This is a genomic window from Kineosporia sp. R_H_3, assembly GCF_002198675.1.
In the GTDB taxonomy this organism is placed as follows: domain Bacteria; phylum Actinomycetota; class Actinomycetes; order Actinomycetales; family Kineosporiaceae; genus R-H-3.
The window spans coordinates 13,422-29,479 of the sequence record NZ_MWLL01000244.1 but is presented as its reverse complement, the minus strand read 5'-3'; the positions used below and the strand labels follow the sequence as shown (position 1 = coordinate 29,479).

Annotated in this window: 12 protein-coding genes; 8 read left to right on the top strand and 4 right to left on the bottom strand. The window is 74.5% G+C overall.

Annotated elements, in window-relative coordinates:
* On the bottom strand, positions 1–2,065 hold a 2,065-nt coding region (locus tag ECOMGDLI_RS30585), incomplete at its 3' end, for a prolyl oligopeptidase family serine peptidase (RefSeq protein ID WP_088320602.1).
* 266 nt (positions 2,066–2,331) lie between these two features.
* Between ECOMGDLI_RS30585 and ECOMGDLI_RS30580 the strand changes: the two genes are divergently transcribed.
* The 6 genes from ECOMGDLI_RS30580 to ECOMGDLI_RS30555 all read left to right on the top strand — a co-directional run bounded on the left by ECOMGDLI_RS30580 (position 2,332) and on the right by ECOMGDLI_RS30555 (position 9,357).
* Positions 2,332–4,254, top strand: a complete 1,923-nt coding sequence (locus tag ECOMGDLI_RS30580; protein WP_088320601.1) for an ABC transporter substrate-binding protein — start codon at positions 2,332–2,334, stop codon at positions 4,252–4,254.
* 66 nt (positions 4,255–4,320) lie between these two features.
* Positions 4,321–5,286: an ABC transporter permease gene (locus ECOMGDLI_RS30575; protein WP_088320600.1), complete on the top strand. Its 966-nt coding sequence runs from the start codon at positions 4,321–4,323 to the stop codon at positions 5,284–5,286.
* Entirely contained in the window at positions 5,283–6,230 is a 948-nt protein-coding gene (locus tag ECOMGDLI_RS30570) for an ABC transporter permease (RefSeq protein ID WP_088320599.1), read from the top strand. The genes ECOMGDLI_RS30575 and ECOMGDLI_RS30570 overlap by 4 nt, the downstream gene beginning before the upstream one ends.
* Entirely contained in the window at positions 6,227–7,240 is a 1,014-nt protein-coding gene (locus tag ECOMGDLI_RS30565) for an ABC transporter ATP-binding protein (RefSeq protein ID WP_088320598.1), read from the top strand. The genes ECOMGDLI_RS30570 and ECOMGDLI_RS30565 overlap by 4 nt, the downstream gene beginning before the upstream one ends.
* The gene (locus ECOMGDLI_RS30560; protein WP_088320597.1) at positions 7,237–8,316 is read left to right on the top strand and encodes an ABC transporter ATP-binding protein; all 1,080 of its coding nucleotides are present in this window, start codon (positions 7,237–7,239) and stop codon (positions 8,314–8,316) included. Before ECOMGDLI_RS30565 ends, ECOMGDLI_RS30560 begins: the two co-directional genes overlap by 4 nt.
* Before the next feature lie 270 nt (positions 8,317–8,586).
* Entirely contained in the window at positions 8,587–9,357 is a 771-nt protein-coding gene (locus ECOMGDLI_RS30555; protein WP_088320596.1) for a MerR family transcriptional regulator, read from the top strand.
* Here the strand turns inward: ECOMGDLI_RS30555 and ECOMGDLI_RS30550 are convergent.
* Together ECOMGDLI_RS30550 and ECOMGDLI_RS30545 are read right to left on the bottom strand one after the other, a co-directional pair.
* Positions 9,341–10,288, bottom strand: coding sequence for a MaoC/PaaZ C-terminal domain-containing protein (locus ECOMGDLI_RS30550; protein WP_088320595.1), 948 nt, complete (start codon positions 10,286–10,288; stop codon positions 9,341–9,343). The genes ECOMGDLI_RS30555 and ECOMGDLI_RS30550 overlap by 17 nt on opposite strands.
* Positions 10,285–11,631, bottom strand: a complete 1,347-nt coding sequence (locus ECOMGDLI_RS30545) for a 3-oxoacyl-ACP reductase (protein WP_088320594.1) — start codon at positions 11,629–11,631, stop codon at positions 10,285–10,287. Before ECOMGDLI_RS30545 ends, ECOMGDLI_RS30550 begins: the two co-directional genes overlap by 4 nt.
* 81 nt (positions 11,632–11,712) lie before the next feature.
* On the opposite strand from ECOMGDLI_RS30545, the gene ECOMGDLI_RS30540 reads away from it, so the two are divergent.
* A complete protein-coding gene (locus ECOMGDLI_RS30540) occupies positions 11,713–13,062 on the top strand; it encodes an acetyl-CoA C-acetyltransferase (protein ID WP_088320593.1) in 1,350 nt (449 codons plus the stop codon).
* Between the two features lie 599 nt (positions 13,063–13,661).
* Here the strand turns inward: ECOMGDLI_RS30540 and ECOMGDLI_RS30535 are convergent.
* Positions 13,662–14,444, bottom strand: a complete 783-nt coding sequence (locus tag ECOMGDLI_RS30535) for a TetR/AcrR family transcriptional regulator (protein ID WP_088320592.1) — start codon at positions 14,442–14,444, stop codon at positions 13,662–13,664.
* A 253-nt stretch (positions 14,445–14,697) separates the two neighbouring features.
* On the opposite strand from ECOMGDLI_RS30535, the gene ECOMGDLI_RS30530 reads away from it, so the two are divergent.
* Entirely contained in the window at positions 14,698–16,005 is a 1,308-nt protein-coding gene (locus ECOMGDLI_RS30530) for an acyl-CoA dehydrogenase family protein (RefSeq protein WP_088320591.1), read from the top strand.
* The last annotated feature ends 53 nt before the right edge of the window (positions 16,006–16,058 follow it).

Sequence of the window (16,058 nt, the reverse complement as noted above, 5' to 3'; positions counted from 1 at the left end):
CCGCTACGCCCGCCTGCGGTACGAGGCCGAGGCGGTCGAGCACCCAGGCGAGGATCTCGGCCTCGTACCGCAGGCGGGCGTAGCGGCCGGTCGGGCCGGCGTGCGCGCCCTCGCCGAGCTCGACGCGGAAGAGCACGTCGGACGGCGCCTGCGGGTCGTCGGTCGCGCGGATCCGGGCGACCCACTTCGCCGGCTCGTGGACGAGCACCCGCGGGTCGTGGAGCGCACCGGTGACGAGCAGCGGGGGGCGGGGCGACGGCGGCACGTTGTCGTAGGGCGACCAGGAGAGCATCGACGCGAAGTCGTCCCGGTCGGCGGGGTCGCCCCACTCGTCCCACTCGGTGACGGTCAGCGGGATCGTGTCGTCGGACATCGTCGTGACGACGTCGACGAACGGGACCTCGGCGACGACGCCCCGCCACAGCTGCGGCGCCCGGGACCACACCGCACCCTGGAGCAGGCCGCCGGCCGACAGGCCCCGGGTGACGATCTCGCCGGGCACCGCCCAGCCCGACTCGACGAGCGCGGCCCGGGCGGTGACGAAGTCGTCGAACGTGTTCGCCTTGCTCCGCAGCCGGCCGTCGAGCCACCAGCGACGGCCCAGCTCGCCGCCGCCGCGCACGTGCGCGACGGCGTAGCAGACGTCGCGGTCGAGCAGGCTGAGCGTCGCGACGGAGAACTCGGGCCACGAGCAGGCCTCGTACGCGCCGTAGCCGTAGAGCAGCGCACCGTTCGTCGCACGCTGGAGCGCTCCGCGGCGGCGGGCGATCGTCACCGGCACGCGGACGCCGTCCGCGCCCGTGCCCCAGACCCGCTCGGTGACGTAGCGGGTCGGGTCGAGGCCCGGGACCGGGGTGCGGTGGACGACGGTGCGGGCGCCGGAGTCGAGGTCCACCCGCGACCAGACCGGGGCGGTGACGAGGTTCTCCTCGACGACGACGACGTCACGGACCCGCGGGTCCTCGAGCCGGTGCACCCGGATCTGCCCGCACGGCAGGTGCGGGTGGATCTCGCGGGGTGACACCTGGCCGGGCGCGGACGCGCGGCTCATGACGCGCAGGAACGGCTCGGCGTCCCGCCGGACCGACAGCAGCACGTGCCCGGCGAGCACGGCGACGTCGACGAGCCGCTCGCCCCCGGTCCGCGCGACCGCCCCGGGCACGGTGACCCAGGCCGACGGGTCGCCGGTCTCGCCGGCCTTCGGGACCGGCGCCTCGGCGAGCCGGAACTCGACGGCGTCGTCGTTCGTGACGATGAGGAGCCGGTCGTCGCCGGTGCCGAACCAGCCGCCGGGCAGCGCCTCGACGGCGTACTCGACCCCCGGACGGCGCGCGGCGACGACGCGCGGCGCGGCCTGCGGGTCGGCGGCGTCGAGCAGGGTCACCTCGCGGGTGTCCCGCGAGCCGGACGTCACGACGACCCAGCGCCCGTCGCGGGACGCCGCGACCTCGAGCTCGAACCGGCGGTCCGGCTCGGTGACGAGGACGACGTCCTGCTCGACAGGGGTCCCGAGGACGTGCCGCACGACGCGGTCGGGCCGGTTCTGCTCGTCGGCGAGGGTGTAGTGGAAGGCTGCGGAGTCCGCGCTCCAGGCACCGCCGTAGTACGTGCCCGGCACCCGGTCGGGCAGGTCCTCGCCGGTCGCGAGGTCACGGAAGCGCAGCTCGTACGCCTCGTCGCCGCTCACGTCGACGGAGTACGCCAGCCGCCTGCCGTCCGGGCTCGGCTCGACGACACCGAGGTCGAGGTGCTCGGCGCCCTCGGCGCGGGCGATCTCGTTCGGGTCGAGCGCGACGACGTCCGGACCGGCCGAGGAGAGCAGCACGAGGTGCTCGTACTCGTCACCGGGCCGGGTCCGCGAGGCCCACTGCCGCCCCGACCGGCGCCACGGCACACCCGGCGAGTGCGCCGGCGTCCGGGACTCCATCTCGGCGGCCAGCTCGGCCCTCAGGCCGGCCAGGCGCGCGGTCTGCTCGTCGTAGAACGCGCGCTCGTCCCGCAGGTACGCGAGCGTCTCCGGGTCTGAGGTGTCACGCAACCACGCGTAGTCATCGATCCGTTGCACGCCGTGCGCATCGTGAACGCTCTGTCGGCGTGGCGCAACGGGCGGTGACGGAATCGACCCCGTGTGGTCCCGATCGCGCGGATCCTGCGCCGACAGGGCCATGTCGGGACCGTAGCACTGTGTACCGATCAGGAAAGGATCTTGTGTCGGCCCTCCCCTGCACCCGGGCCGGTGTAGTAGACAAAGCCACTTCACCGCGCGCTCCTGACCCGCCGGTCAGCAGCAGAGGGGCCGCGCGGCCGGCTGCACCGCCCGTGGAGGAACGCATGGCCAGCACCGGCTCCGCAGGCGCCGCCCGAGCGCGCCGCACCGACACCCCGCAGCGCGCCCGGCGCCGGCTCGCGGCGGTCGCCGTCCTCGCCCTCGCGGCACTCGGCGCCGTCCCCGCGGGCGGCTCACCGGCGTCCGCCACGACGACCCCGACGGTCACCGCGACGGGCGCCCCCGCGGGCGAGGGCACCTTCACCGTCGGCATCCTCAACGACGTCGACTCGCTCAACCCCTTCACCGGCATCGTCGCCGAGGCCTACGAGGTCTGGGGGACGATGTACGACACCCTGACCGGCACGAGCGAGAAGGACTTCTCCACGACCCCGGCGCTCGCGCAGAGCTGGACGACGTCCGCCGACGGCAAGACGTGGACGTACACGATCCGCTCCGGCGTCACCTGGTCGGACGGCGTCCCGCTCACCGCGAAGGACGTCGCCTACACCTTCAACCGGATCATGAAGGGCACGTACGAGCAGACGAACTACGGCTCGTACGTCGCGAACATCACCGCCGTGACGGCGCCCGACGACACGACCGTCGTCATGACGACCAAGGTGCCGACCCCGATCATGACCCGGCTCGCGGTCCCGATCCTGCCCGAGCACGTGTGGAGCAAGATCTCGGCGAAGGACGTCAAGTCGTTCGCGAACCAGACCGACGTCGTCGGCTCCGGCCCCTTCCGGCTCGTCGAGCGCAAGAACGGCCAGTTCATCCGGCTCGCGGCGAACAAGGGCTACTGGAACGGCGCCCCGAAGATCGACGAGCTCGTGTTCCGGGTCTACGGCAACGCCGACGCCCTCGGCCAGGCCCTCAAGAGCGGCGAGGTGGACTTCGCCGACGCGCTCGACGCCGACGTCTGGCAGTCGCTGAAGAACACGCCCGGCGTCGTCACCTACGCGGCGAAGTACTACAGCTTCAGCGAGCTGTCCTTCAACACCGGTGCGGCGCTCGACGACGGGACGGCCATCGGCGACGGGCACCCCGCGCTCAAGGACAAGAAGGTCCGGGTGGCGCTCTCGTACGCCGTCGACCGGCAGGCGCTCGTCGACCGGGTGCTCAACGGGAACGGCACGCCGGGGACGACGATCATCCCGCCGGCCTACTCGACGCTGCACCTGGAGCCCTCGAACCCGTACACGTTCGACCTCGCGAAGGCGAACCAGCTGCTCGACGAGGCCGGGTACGCCAAGGGCGCCGACGGCGTCCGGACGATGCCCGGCGGCGGCAAGCCGCTGAAGCTGCGGCTGTTCCCCCGGCAGGAGTCCGAGCCGTCGCAGCAGGCCGCACGGTTCATCCAGGGCTGGTTCAAGGACGTCGGCGTCGCCGTCGACATCAAGGTCCTCGCCGAGGACAACCTCACCGAGATCATCGGCCGCGGCGAGTTCGACATGTTCCTCTGGGGCTGGGTCGTCGAGCCGGACCCGGACTACCAGCTCTCGACGTTCACGTGCGCCAACCGCTCCTACAAGGACGGCGGCGACGTCTTCGCCAACCTCTCGGACTCCTTCTACTGCAACAAGGAGTACGACGCGCTCTACGAGAAGCAGGCGAGCCAGATCGACCCGGCGCAGCGCGCCGAGACGGTCAAGCAGATGCAGCAGCTGCTCTACGACGACGCGCCCTACATCCTCACCTGGTACGACGACGACACCCAGGCGTACAGCGACAAGTGGACCGGGTTCGTCGCCCAGCCCGAGGGCGGCGCCCTGCTCTTCCAGTACGGCACGTACTCGTACCGCAACATCGAGCGGAAGAAGGCGACCGCGGCGGCCGACGGCTCCGGCACGGGATCGGCGGCCTCCGGCTCCGGCCTCGGCACCGGCGCGCTCGTCGGGATCGGTGCGGTCGCCGTCCTGCTGCTCGGTGGCGCCGGCGCCCTGCTGGCCCGCCGCCGCGGCACGGACGCCGACCGCGAGTAGCGGCGTCCGGCACCGACGGGACGGCAGGACACCAGGGCAGGACCACCAGGCAGAAGGGGACGACGCGTGGGCCGGTACGCGCTGCGGCGGGCGGGGACCGCCGCCGGCACGGCCGTCTTCGTGCTCGTCGTGAACTTCTTCCTCTTCCGGCTGCTGCCCGGCGACCCGATCGGCCTCATCACCCGCGGCCGCAACATGGACGCCGACCAGATCCGGGCGCTGCGCGCCCAGCTCAACAAGCCGATCTGGCAGCAGTTCCTCGACTACGCGTCGAACCCGTTCTCGACCGGCGTCGACTCGGTGAAGTACAGCCGCCCGGTGTGGGGCCTCATCGGCGAGCGGGTCGGCCCGACGCTCCTGCTCGTCGGCACGGCCACCGTCATCGCGACCGCCGTCGGGCTGTGGATCGGCATCCGCGCCGGCTGGCGGCCCGGGCAGGGCTTCGACCGCGGCTCGACCGCGGTGACCCTGCTGCTCTACGCGATGCCCGAGTTCTGGCTCGGGATGCTCCTGCTCATCGCCTTCGGCACCGGGATCGGGCCGCTGCCCGCGCTGTTCCCGATCGGCGGCATCTCCACGCCGGGCGTCGACACCTCGACGCCCGCGGGCTGGCTCGACGTCGGCCGGCACCTCGTGCTGCCCGCGACGACGATCGTCCTCGGCTACGTCGCGGAGTACTCGCTCATCATGCGCGCGAGCCTCGTCGACGAGGTGCACGCCGACTACGTGACGACCGCCCGGGCCAAGGGCCTCAAGGACGTCGAGGTCCGCCGCCGGCACGCGCTGCGCAACGCGATGCTGCCGACGTCGTCTCTCGTGCTGCTCAACATCGGCTTCGTCGTCTCCGGCGCCATCACCGTCGAGACCGTCTTCTCCTGGCCCGGGCTGGGGCTGCTCACCTACGACGCGCTGCGCGGCCCGGACATCCCGCTGCTCCAGGCGCTCTTCCTGCTCTTCTCGCTGTCGGTCATCGCCGTCAACCTCGTCGCCGACCTGCTCTACGGCGTCATCGACCCGCGGGTGCGGACATGAGCGCGGACGCCGGCCCGGGCACCGGCGCGGCCGCCGGGACGCAGCGTACCGGGCGGCAGGACGCCCGCACGCTCGCCCGCGCCCGCCGCCGGGCGGCGCTGCGCCGCGCCGTCCGTGACCTGCTCCGCAAGCCCGGCGGCGTCGCCGGCCTGGCGATCCTCGGGTTCTTCGTCGTTCTCGCGCTCCTCGCCCCGCTGCTCTTCCCGGCCGAGACGCTCGAGGTGACCCGGACGACGCAGCCCAAGCTCGCGTCGCCGTACGCCGGCTACCCGTTCGGCACCGACCGGTACGGCATCTCGGTGCTCGCGCTCGTCGCGTGGGGCGCGCGGATCTCGCTGCTCGTCGGGATCAGCGCCACGATCATCTCGATGGTGCTCGGAACCCTCGTCGGGATCGCCTCCGGGCACTTCCGCAACCTGCTCGGCGCCGTCCTGGAGCGGCTCACGGACTGGTTCCTCGTCATCCCGTTCCTGCCGCTCGTCATCGTCCTCGCGACGGTGCTCGGGTCGAGCATCCTCAACGTCGTCGTCGTCATCGGGATCACGTCGTGGCCCGCGACGGCGCGGCTCGTGCGCGCGCAGACGCTCTCCATCGAGGCCCGGCCGTACGTCGAGCGCTCACGGGCGCTCGGCGCCGGCGAGTGGCACCTCATGACCCGGCACGTGCTGCCCAACGTCATGCCGCTCGTGCTGGCGAACACGACGCTCACGGTGGCCGTCGCGATCGCCTCCGAGACGACCCTGTCGTTCCTCGGCCTCGGCGACCCGTTCGCGGTCTCGTGGGGCAAGATCCTCGACGACGCCTTCGGCGCCGGGGCGATCACCGCGGGCGCGTGGTGGTACCTCGTGCCGCCGGGCGTGTGCGTCGTCCTCGTCGTGCTCGCCTTCACCCTGCTCGGGCGGGCGCTCGAAGAGGTCCTCGACCCGCGGCGGAGGTCGGCATGACGCTCCTGCAGGTGGAGGACCTCCACGTCACGTACCGCGGCGGCGAGGGCGACGTGCCCGCCGTCCGCGGGGTCGACCTCACCGTCGGCGCGGGCGAGGTCGTGGGGCTGGCCGGCGAGTCCGGCTGCGGCAAGTCGACGCTCGCGAGCACCGTGCTGCGGCTGCAGCCCGCGGGTGCCCGGGTCACCGGCAAGGTGCTCCTCGACGACGAGGACGTGCTGACGATGCGCTGGGGCCGGCTGCGCGCCGTCCGCTGGGCCGCGGCGTCCGTCGTCTTCCAGGGCGCGCTGCACTCGCTCAACCCGCTCCAGCGGGTCGGCGACCAGATCGCCGAGCCGATGCTCCTGCACGAGCCCGGGACGACGCGGGGCGCCGCCGGCCGCCGCGCCGCCGACCTGCTCGAGCGGGTCGGGCTGCCCGCGTCCCGGGTCCGCGCCTACCCGCACCAGCTCTCCGGCGGGCAGCGGCAGCGCGTCATGATCGCGATGGCGCTCGCCTGCTCGCCGCGCCTCGTCGTCGCCGACGAGCCGACGACGGCGCTCGACGTCATGGTCCAGGCGCAGGTGCTCGACCTGCTCACCGGGCTCGTCGCGGACCTCGGCCTCGGGCTGCTGCTCATCAGCCACGACCTGTCCGTGCTCGGGTCGACGTGCGACCGGGTCGCCGTGATGTACGCGGGGCGGATCGTCGAGACCGGCCCCGGCCGGGACCTGTTCACCGACGCCCGGCACCCGTACGCCAAGGCGCTCGCGGCGGCGTTCCCCACGGTCGGCGACCCGGCCGGGCGGCGCTCCCCCGCCGGCCTGCCGGGCGACCCGCCGGACCCGGCGGCGCTACCGACCGGCTGCAGCTTCCACCCGCGGTGCACCGTGGCCGTCGCCGCCTGCGAGCGCCGCGACCCGCTGCTGCGCCCGGCGGGCCCGGGCCGGTCGGCCGCCTGCCTGCTCGTCGGCGAGGACGGCGGCCCGCTGGCAGCCGCCGACGGCGACGTCCCGGAGGGGCTGCGATGACCGCGACGACCCCGGGGGCCGGAGCGGCCGGCGCGACCCCGGAGGGCAGCCCGTTGCTCGCGCTGGAGGACGTCCACGTCGTCCTCGGCGGCCACGGGGCGCCGTCCGCGCGGGCCGTCGACGGCGTGCACCTGCAGGTCCGGCGCGGCGAGATCGTCGCGCTCGCCGGTGAGTCGGGCTGCGGCAAGACGACCCTGGCCCGGACGGTGCTCGGTCTGCAGCGGCCGACGTCCGGGCGGGTGCTCGTGGACGGCGTCGAGCTCGGCACGTCGCGCGCGGACCTGCGGGCGTGGCGGCGCCGGGTGCAGCTCGTCCCGCAGGACCCGACGGGCTCGCTCAACCCGAGGCGCACCGTCTACGAGGCGGTCGCCGAGGGGCTGCGCATCCACCGCATCCCGGCCGAGACCGGCCGCCGCGAGGACGACCTCGTCGCCGAGGCGCTCGAGCGGGCCGGGCTGCGGCCTGCGGAGCGGTTCGTCGCCCGCTACCCCGCCGAGCTCTCCGGCGGCCAGCGGCAGCGCGTGCTCATCGCCGGCGCGCTCGCCGTCGGCCCCGAGCTGCTCGTCGCGGACGAGCCGGTGAGCAGCCTCGACGCCTCGGTGCGCGGCACGATCCTCGCCCTGCTCCTGCGGCTGCGCGACGAGCTCGGCCTGAGCGTCCTCGTCGTGACCCACGACCTCGGGCTCGCGTGGAACATCGCCGACCGGCTCGCGGTCATGTACCTCGGCCGGGTCGTCGAGGCGGGCCCGACCGAGGAGGTGCTCGCGGACCCGCAGCACCCGTACACGCAGGCGCTGCTGTCCGTCGTGCCGGAGACCGGCCGCCTCGAGCCCGTCGTGCTGCGCGGGGAGCCGCCGGACGCGACCGCGATCCCGGCCGGCTGCCGGTTCCACCCGCGCTGCCCGGCGCTGGCCGAGGGACCGGCGGCGGGGGTCGACGAGCACCTCGCGGCGCGCTGTCGCGGCGAGGCGCTGCCGCTGCTGCCGCCGTCCGCCGGGCACACCGCCGCATGCCTGCTCCAGGCCGCGAAAGCGGAGGGACCGGGCAACCCGGCGGGCGCGCCGGACGACGGGTAGGCTGACAGACAGTTCCTATTGTGCCAACGAATGTTGGCGAGATACTGTGCTCCGACCGTCACCTCCGGCTCGTCCGGCGGCGACGGTCATGGGTGGACCGGCAGCCTTGCCGGGCGGGGTGTAGGCGCCGGTCCACCCGGTGCAGTCGCGTGGCGGCGCGGAACGTAGCAGCGGGGCGTACGGACACGACCCGCCGAGGCTCGCAGCGCCCTACCCTTTCGGGGTGTGCGCTCTGAGTGATCGCGTCGCCACCGACAGGAGTGTCATCAAGTGACCGAGTACCGGATCGACGAGCTCGCCGCCGCGGCGGAGACGTCAGTCCGCAACGTGCGGGTCTACCAGGAGCGCGGGCTCCTCGCCCCGCCGCGCAGGGTCGGCCGGACCGGCGTCTACACCGAGGCCCACCTGGCCCGCCTGCGGCTCATCCGCCAGATGCTCGGGCGCGGCTACACGTTCGCGACGATCCACGAGCTCATCCAGGCCGCCGGGTCCGGGCAGGAGCTCGCCCACTTCCTCGACCTCGACCAGGTGCTCTCCGCGCCGTGGTCGGACGACGAGTCGAAGCAGTACGACCGCACGAGCCTCGAGGCCCTCGTCGGCCCGCTGACCACCGAGCAGCTCGAGCGTTTCCACCGGCTCGGCCTCGTCGAGACCGACGGCGACGTCTACCACGTGCGCAGCCAGCGGCTGCTCGACGTCGGCGCCAAGCTGGCCGCCGCCGGGGTGCCGCTCTCGGAGGTCATGGACCTCGCCGAGATGCTCACCGCCGTCGCGAACGGCGTCGCCAACCAGTTCTTCAAGCTCTTCTACCGGACGGTCGCGTCCGAGGGCCGCAGCGAGTCCGACATCACCGAGTCGATGCTCGTCATGCGCCCGCTCGCCCGCGAGGCCCTCGACGCCGCGTTCTCGCTCGCGCTGACGAACGAGTCCGAGCGGCTGCTCGAGCGCCGGGCCAAGCAGGCCCGCAGCGGCGTCCGGCCGACGCTGGACGACGGCGCGTCCGGTGCCGACGACGGCGCCACGCTCACGACCCCGGCCTGAGCACCAGGTCGCAGCACACGGTGCCGGCGGCGTCCTGCCGCCGGACCTGCGCGTGGACCGGCCCGGCGCCCTCGCCCGGCGTCCGGTCGGCGAGGACGTCGACCGTCGACGGCAGCGGGACCGGCTTGCGGAAGCGCGCGACGCACGTGACGTCGGCGGGCATGCCGGCCTCGACCGCATGGGTGAGGCGGGCCGCCGTCCACAGCCCGTGGGCGATCGGCCGGCTGAACCCGAACGCCTTGGCCGTCAACGGGTACAGGTGGATCGGGTTGCGGTCGCCCGCGACCGCGGCGTAGGCCCGGCCGAGCCCGGCGTCGAGCGCCCAGGTGCCGATCCGGTGCAGCGGGGCGTCGTCCGCGCCCTCGGCGTCGTCCGGCGCCGCGGACGACGCGGGGCCGGCGTCCGTGCGTGCGCCGTCCGGGCCCTTGCCGCCGCGCCGCAGGAAGGTGCCGACCTGGGTCCAGGCGACGTGCCCGCCCTGCCGGACGACCGTCACGACGTCGAGCACCTGCCCGAGCCGGTGCGGCCGCAGGTTCTCGGCCCGCACCTCGAGGTCGAGCGCCGTGCCGGCGACGAGGCCGCGCCCCTGCCGGACGGTGTTCTCCAGGTGGACCATGCCGATGACGGGGAACGGGAACCCGGGCGCCGTCATGAGCGCCATCTGCAGCGGGAAGCTCAGGGCGTTCGGGTAGAGCAGCGGGAGCCGGCCGGCCCGCGGCCCGCCGACGACGTCCGCGTAGCGCGCGACGTGCGCCGGGTCGGGCCGGACGCCGGCGAGCCGGTAGGCCACCCGGGGCAGCTCGCGGGAGCCGCCGCCGACCCCGGCCGCCCGCAGCGCCGCGCGCGCGAACGACAGCGGGAGCGCCGGGGACGCGGGCAGGTCCAGGACGTCGTAGCCGGCGGGCAGGTCGACGCCCGTCCCGGGGCTCATGCGCCGATCAGCCCCTGCCCGCACACCCGCACGACGTTGCCGGTGACGGCGTCCGAGCGCGCGTCGAGCATCCAGCCGACGGTCTCGGCGACGTCGACCGGCAGCCCGCCCTGGCGCAGCGACGAGAGCCGGCGGCCCGCCTCGCGGATGCCGAACGGGACCGCCTTCGTCATCGCGGTCTCGATGAAGCCCGGCGCGACGGCGTTCACGGTGATGCCCTGCGGCTCCAGCGCGGCGGAGAACGCCTCGACGAGCCCGATGACGCCCGCCTTGCTCGCGGCGTAGTTCGTCTGGCCGAGGTTGCCCGCGATGCCGGCGATCGAGGAGACGAGGACGACCCGGCCGCCCGCGGTGAGGGCGCCCTCCTCGAGCAGGTCGAGGGTGATCCGGCGCGGGGCCTCGAGGTTGACGGCGATGACGGCGTCCCACGCGGCCTTCGACATGTTGACGAGCTTCTTGTCGCGCGTGATGCCGGCGTTGTGGACGATGCCGTCGAGCCGGCCGAACGCGGCCCGGGACGCGGCGGCGATCCTCGCGCCCGCGTCGGGCGCGGTGACGTCCGCGACGACGTGCGTGCCGCCGACGTCCGCCATGAGCTCGGCGAGCGGGCTCGCCCCAGCGGCGACGTCGATGCCCACGACGTGGGCGCCGTCGCGGGCGAACGCGCGGACCATCGCGGCGCCGATGCCACGGCTGGCCCCGGTGACGGCGACGACGCGGCCGGCGAGCGGGGCGTCGGCGGCGGGCTCCGCGGCGCTGCCCGGAACCGTCGGCGCACCGAGGCGCACGACCTGCCCGTCGACGAAGGCCGACCGGGCGGACGCGAAGAAGCAGACGGTCGAGGCGAGGTGCTCCTCGGCGCCGGCGCCGACCACGACGAGGTTCGCCGTCGCGCCGCCGCGCAGCTCCTTGGCGAGCGCCCGGACGAACCCGGGGACGGCGCGCTGCGCGGCGACCGCCGCGGCGTCGCCGGCGCTCTCGTGCGGGCGGGACAGGACGACGACCCGCCCGGACGGCGCGAGCCGGCGCAGCAGCGCGGGGAAGAACTCGTGCAGCGAGACGAGCCCCGCCGGGTCGCTGATGTCGCCCGCGTCGAAGAGGATCAGGCCCAGGCGCTCGGCGCTCTCGTCGGTGCCCGCGAGCACGCGCGCCCCCGCGGCCTCGAGGGCGGCGACGGCCGGCTTGAGCAGGGCGCCCGCCCCCGCCGCGGCCGCGACGGCCGGTCCGACGAGCAGCGGCGCACCCGGCTCGTGGCGGCGCAGCGTGGGCGGCGGGGCCACCCCGACGCGCTTGAGGAGGGTGCGGCCGGTGCCGTTGCTCAGGAGGGTCTGGATCGGGTCCACAGCCGTACTGTAACCTTGTGTGTAACTGAGTGTCTACATTCTGGCTCAGCACCATGAACCCCCACCGAGCGGGAGCCCCTCGTGACCCCCAGACGCCCCTCCTCCGCCGACTCCGCCGCGCCCCCCGCGACGTCGTCCGCAGGCCGCACCATCGCCCCGAACGTCCGCCCCGTCGCGGTCGTCGCGGGCAGCCGCATCCCCTTCGCCCGCTCGAACCGCGCGTACGCGACGGCGTCCAACAGCGACATGCTCGGGGCGGCCCTGGACGGGCTCGTCACGCGGGCCGGCCTGGCGGGCGAGCTCGTCGGCGAGGTCGTCGCGGGCGCGGTGCTCAAGCACAGCAAGGACTGGAACCTCACGCGCGAGGTCGTCCTCGGCTCCCGGCTCGACCCGCGCACACCCGCGTTCGACCTCCAGCAGGCCTGCGGCACCGGTCTACAGGCCGTCACCGTCGTGGCGAACAAGATCGCCCTCGGGCAGGTCGACAGCGCGATCGCCGGCGGCGTCGACACGGCGTCCGACGCCCCGCTCGCGCTCAACCCGAAGCTGCGCGCCGTCCTCCACGCGGCGAACCGGGCGCGGACGACGCAGGGCAGGCTCGCGGCCCTCGCGCGGATCCGGCCGTCGTACCTGGCCCCGGAGGTCCCGAAGAACTCCGAGCCGCGCACCCGCAAGTCGATGGGCGAGCATGCGGCGCTCACCGCGCTGGAGTGGGGCATCACCCGCGAGGCGCAGGACGAGCTCGCCGCGGCCAGCCACCGCAACCTCGCGGCGGCGTACGAGCGCGGCTTCTTCGACGACCTGGTGACGCCGTACCGCGGCCTCACGCGCGACGACAACCTGCGGCCGGACTCCTCGGTCGAGAAGCTCGCGACGCTCAAGCCGGTGTTCGGCTCTGGCTCGACGGCGACGATGACGGCGGGCAACTCGACCCCGCTCACCGACGGCGCCTCCACGGTGCTGCTCGCGAGCGAGGAGTGGGCGGCCGCGCACGACCTGCCGGTCATGGCCTACGTCACCGCGATGCAGACGGCCTCGGTCGACTACGTCAACGGCGCCGAGGGCCTGCTCATGGCACCCGCCTACGCCGTCCCGCAGATGCTCGACCGGGTCGGCCTGACCCTGCAGGACTTCGACCTCTACGAGATCCACGAGGCGTTCGCGTCGCAGGTGCTCAGCACCCTGGCCGCCTGGGAGGACGAGGTCTTCTGCACCAAGCGTCTCGGCCGCGAGGGCGCGCTCGGCCCGATCGACCGCGCGAAGCTCAACGTCAACGGCTCGTCCCTGGCGGCCGGACACCCGTTCGCCGCGACCGGCGGCCGGATCGTCGCGACCCTCGCCAAGGCCCTCCAGGAGCGCGGCGGCGGCCGCGGCCTCATCAGCATCTGCGCCGCCGGCGGCCAGGGCGTCGTCGCCATCCTCGAAGCCTGACCCGCACCCCGCTCATGCTCGCGCCGTGTACCGGAAACCGGTCTCCCGCAGTCGGTTTCCGGTACCGGCCGCGAGCATGAGCGGTGGTCGGACGGCGACCAGCCCCGGAGCGCTCAGGCACCAGGTACGTACCCTTACGGCCGGGTCCGCGAGCCCAGAACGGTACGCATCAGGTGCCTGACGCAGAAGCCGGCGGACGCCGTCCGACCTCACCCTGCCCTCGCGTCACCCGCCGCACCACAACCGCTCATGCTCGCGCCGCGTACCGGAAACCGGCCTCCAGCAGCCGTTTTCCGGTACCGGCCGCGAGCATGAGCAGTGGTCGGACGACGACCAGCTGCGTACCGCCCAGGCACCAGCTAGGTACCCTTCCAGCCGGCTCCGCGAGCCCGGAACGGTACACATCAGGTGCCTGACGCAGAAGCCGGCGGACGACGTCCGACCCGCGTCCTACCCTCGCGTCACCCGCCACACCACAAACCCCGCTCATGCTCGCGCCGCGTACCGGAAACCGCGCTCCAGCAGCCGTTCTCCGGTACCGGCCGCGAGCATGAGCGGTTGTCGGACGGCGGTTGGCGGCGTCGGGGACGACGCCCGCTCTACTCCGCGGGGGCGAGGGGGGCGGGGGTGACCTCGGCGGCGACGGCGCGGCCCATCTGGACGACCATCTCGACGATCCGGTCGGCGTCGACGGGGGCCCAGACGGGCAGGCCTGAGGACGACGGGCGGACGACGACGCCACTGCGGGCCAGGTGCATGACGCCGAGGACCTGCATGTAGAGGGCGTTGGCGAGCAGGTCGGCGTCCTCGACGGAGAGCACCGCCCCCGACTCCGCGCGCGCGAGCACGAGCAGGCCCGCGATCCGGCGCAGCTCGCCGGCCATGAGCGAGCCGAGGCGCAACAGCGACGACTCGCTGATCTCGTCGAGGAGCATCGGGCCGGGCTTGCCGAGCAGCGCGAGCGCGCAGTCGACGAACGCGGGGTGCTCGAGGCAGTACGTGGCGAACTCGCGGTTGACCCGCTCGAGCCGCTCGCGCGGGCCGGCCGTCTCGTCGTCCGTGGCGTGCAGGCGGGTGTCCAGCTCGACGAGGTAGTCGGCGAGCGTCAGCGCGAACAGCTCCTCCTTGCTGGAGAAGTGCCGGTAGATGATCGCCCGGTTCACGCCGACGGCGGCGGCGATGTCCTCGATGTTCGCCGAGCGCATCCCGCGCGCGTCGAAGAGCCGCCGCGTGCTGACGACGATCTCCTGCTGGCGCTCCCGGCGACGCGCGGCGGCCCGGTTGCCGCGGCTCGGGCGCGCCGGCGGCAGGCCTGCGGAAGGACCGTCGGCAGGGACGGCGGCACCCTCCTCGAGGGCGGCGCGGGGCGGCGGCGGGGTCACCTCACGAACGATAGCGCGCACTCCCGAGGAAGGTGTAGCCAGATGTGTAACTTCTAGTTACACTCGCTGTCGCGCCACCGGCCCGTCCCCCCTTCGGTCCGGTGGCGCCTCCACCGCCACCGCCGGCACCGCCGGCGCGGCGGCCGGGTCCGGACCACGGACCCGTCACCCGGACGACCAGTGCTGGAGGCGGCACATGACGACGCTGACGACGCGGCCCACCGCGACCTCGCGCAGCGCCAGGCGCGACCCCATGACGATCGCCCTGCGCGGGCTCACCAGGCTGGCCCAGGCCTCGGTCCTGGACCGGTGGGGCCTGCGGGGCAGGGCCGAGCGGACGGCGTTCCACGCCACCCGCGTCGGCATGGGCGCGGCCGCCAGGGCGTCGAGGACGTTCGCCAAGGGCAGCGGTCCGGCGACCCCGCAGCGGCAGTCGACGGGCGGCGGCGCCGACCTGTTCGACCTCACGCCGTCCGAGGAGCAGCAGATGCTCGCGGAGGTGGTCCGCGAGTTCGCCGCCGAGCAGGTGCGCCCGGCGGCGGACGACGCCGACCGCAAGCACGCGACCCCCGAGGGCCTCGTCGCCGCCGCCGCCGAGCTCGGGATGTGGCAGCTCGGTGTCCCGGAGTCGCTCGGCGGCCTCACCGCGGAGCGGTCGGTCGTCAGCGGCGTCCTCGTCTCCGAGGCGCTCGCCCACGGCGACCTCGGCCTGGCCGTCGCGTGCCTGGCCCCCGGGGCGGTCGCGACCGCGCTCGGCCTGTGGGGCAGCGCCGACCAGCAGGCCACGTACCTGCCCGCCTTCGTCGGCGACACCCCGCCGACCGCCGCGCTCGCGCTCACCGAGCCCGTCGTCCTCTTCGACGTCCTGGCCCCGGCGACGAAGGCCGTCCGCACCGCCGACGGCTGGCGGCTGGACGGCGTGAAGTCGCTCGTCCCGAACGCGGCCACGTGCGAGCTCTTCGTCGTCGGCGCGACCGTCGAGGGCGAGGGCGGCGGCCCCGCGCTGTTCGTCGTCGAGTCCGCGACCGCGGGCCTCACCGTCGAGGACGAGCCCGCGATGGGGCTGCGCGGCGCGCAGACCGGGCGCCTGCGCCTGGACGGCGTCGTCGTCCCGGCCACGAGCCGGCTCGACGGGACCGAGGGCGCCGCGGCCGCGTACCGCGAGTGCGTCCGCCTGTCCCGGCTCGCCTGGGCCTCGCTCGCCGTCGGCACCTGCCAGGCCGTGCTCGACTACGTCGTCCCCTACGTCAACGACCGGGTCGCGTTCGGCGAGCCGATCAGCCACCGCCAGGCCGTCGCGTTCACGGTCGCGGACATCGCGACCGAGCTCGCCGGGATCCGGCTCACCGTGCTGCGCGCGGCCGGCCGGCTCGACCGCGGCCTCGACGCCGCCCGCGAGGTCGCCCTCGCCCGCCGCCTCGCGTCGCACCACGGGATGCAGATCGGCAGCGACGGCGTCCAGCTCCTCGGCGGCCACGGCTACGTCCGTGAGCACCCGGTCGAGCGCTGGTACCGCGACCTGCGCGCCGTCGGCGTCATGGAGGGCGTCGTCCTCGTCTGAGGCCGCTCCCCCGGCCGGCGCCGCCGTCCGCCCACCCCGAACCGTCCTGACCA

What these genes read in the sequence shown, in the direction of transcription:
- ECOMGDLI_RS30580 (WP_088320601.1), top strand. Translation starts at nt 2,332, where the DNA reads ATGGCCAGCACCGGCTCCGCAGGCGCCGCCCGAGCGCGCCGCACCGAC.
- ECOMGDLI_RS30570 (WP_088320599.1), top strand. Translation starts at nt 5,283, where the DNA reads ATGAGCGCGGACGCCGGCCCGGGCACCGGCGCGGCCGCCGGGACGCAG.
- ECOMGDLI_RS30565 (WP_088320598.1), top strand. Translation starts at nt 6,227, where the DNA reads ATGACGCTCCTGCAGGTGGAGGACCTCCACGTCACGTACCGCGGCGGC.
- ECOMGDLI_RS30560 (WP_088320597.1), top strand. Translation starts at nt 7,237, where the DNA reads ATGACCGCGACGACCCCGGGGGCCGGAGCGGCCGGCGCGACCCCGGAG.
- ECOMGDLI_RS30550 (WP_088320595.1), bottom strand. Translation starts at nt 10,288, where the DNA reads ATGAGCCCCGGGACGGGCGTCGACCTGCCCGCCGGCTACGACGTCCTG.
- ECOMGDLI_RS30530 (WP_088320591.1), top strand. Translation starts at nt 14,698, where the DNA reads ATGACGATCGCCCTGCGCGGGCTCACCAGGCTGGCCCAGGCCTCGGTC.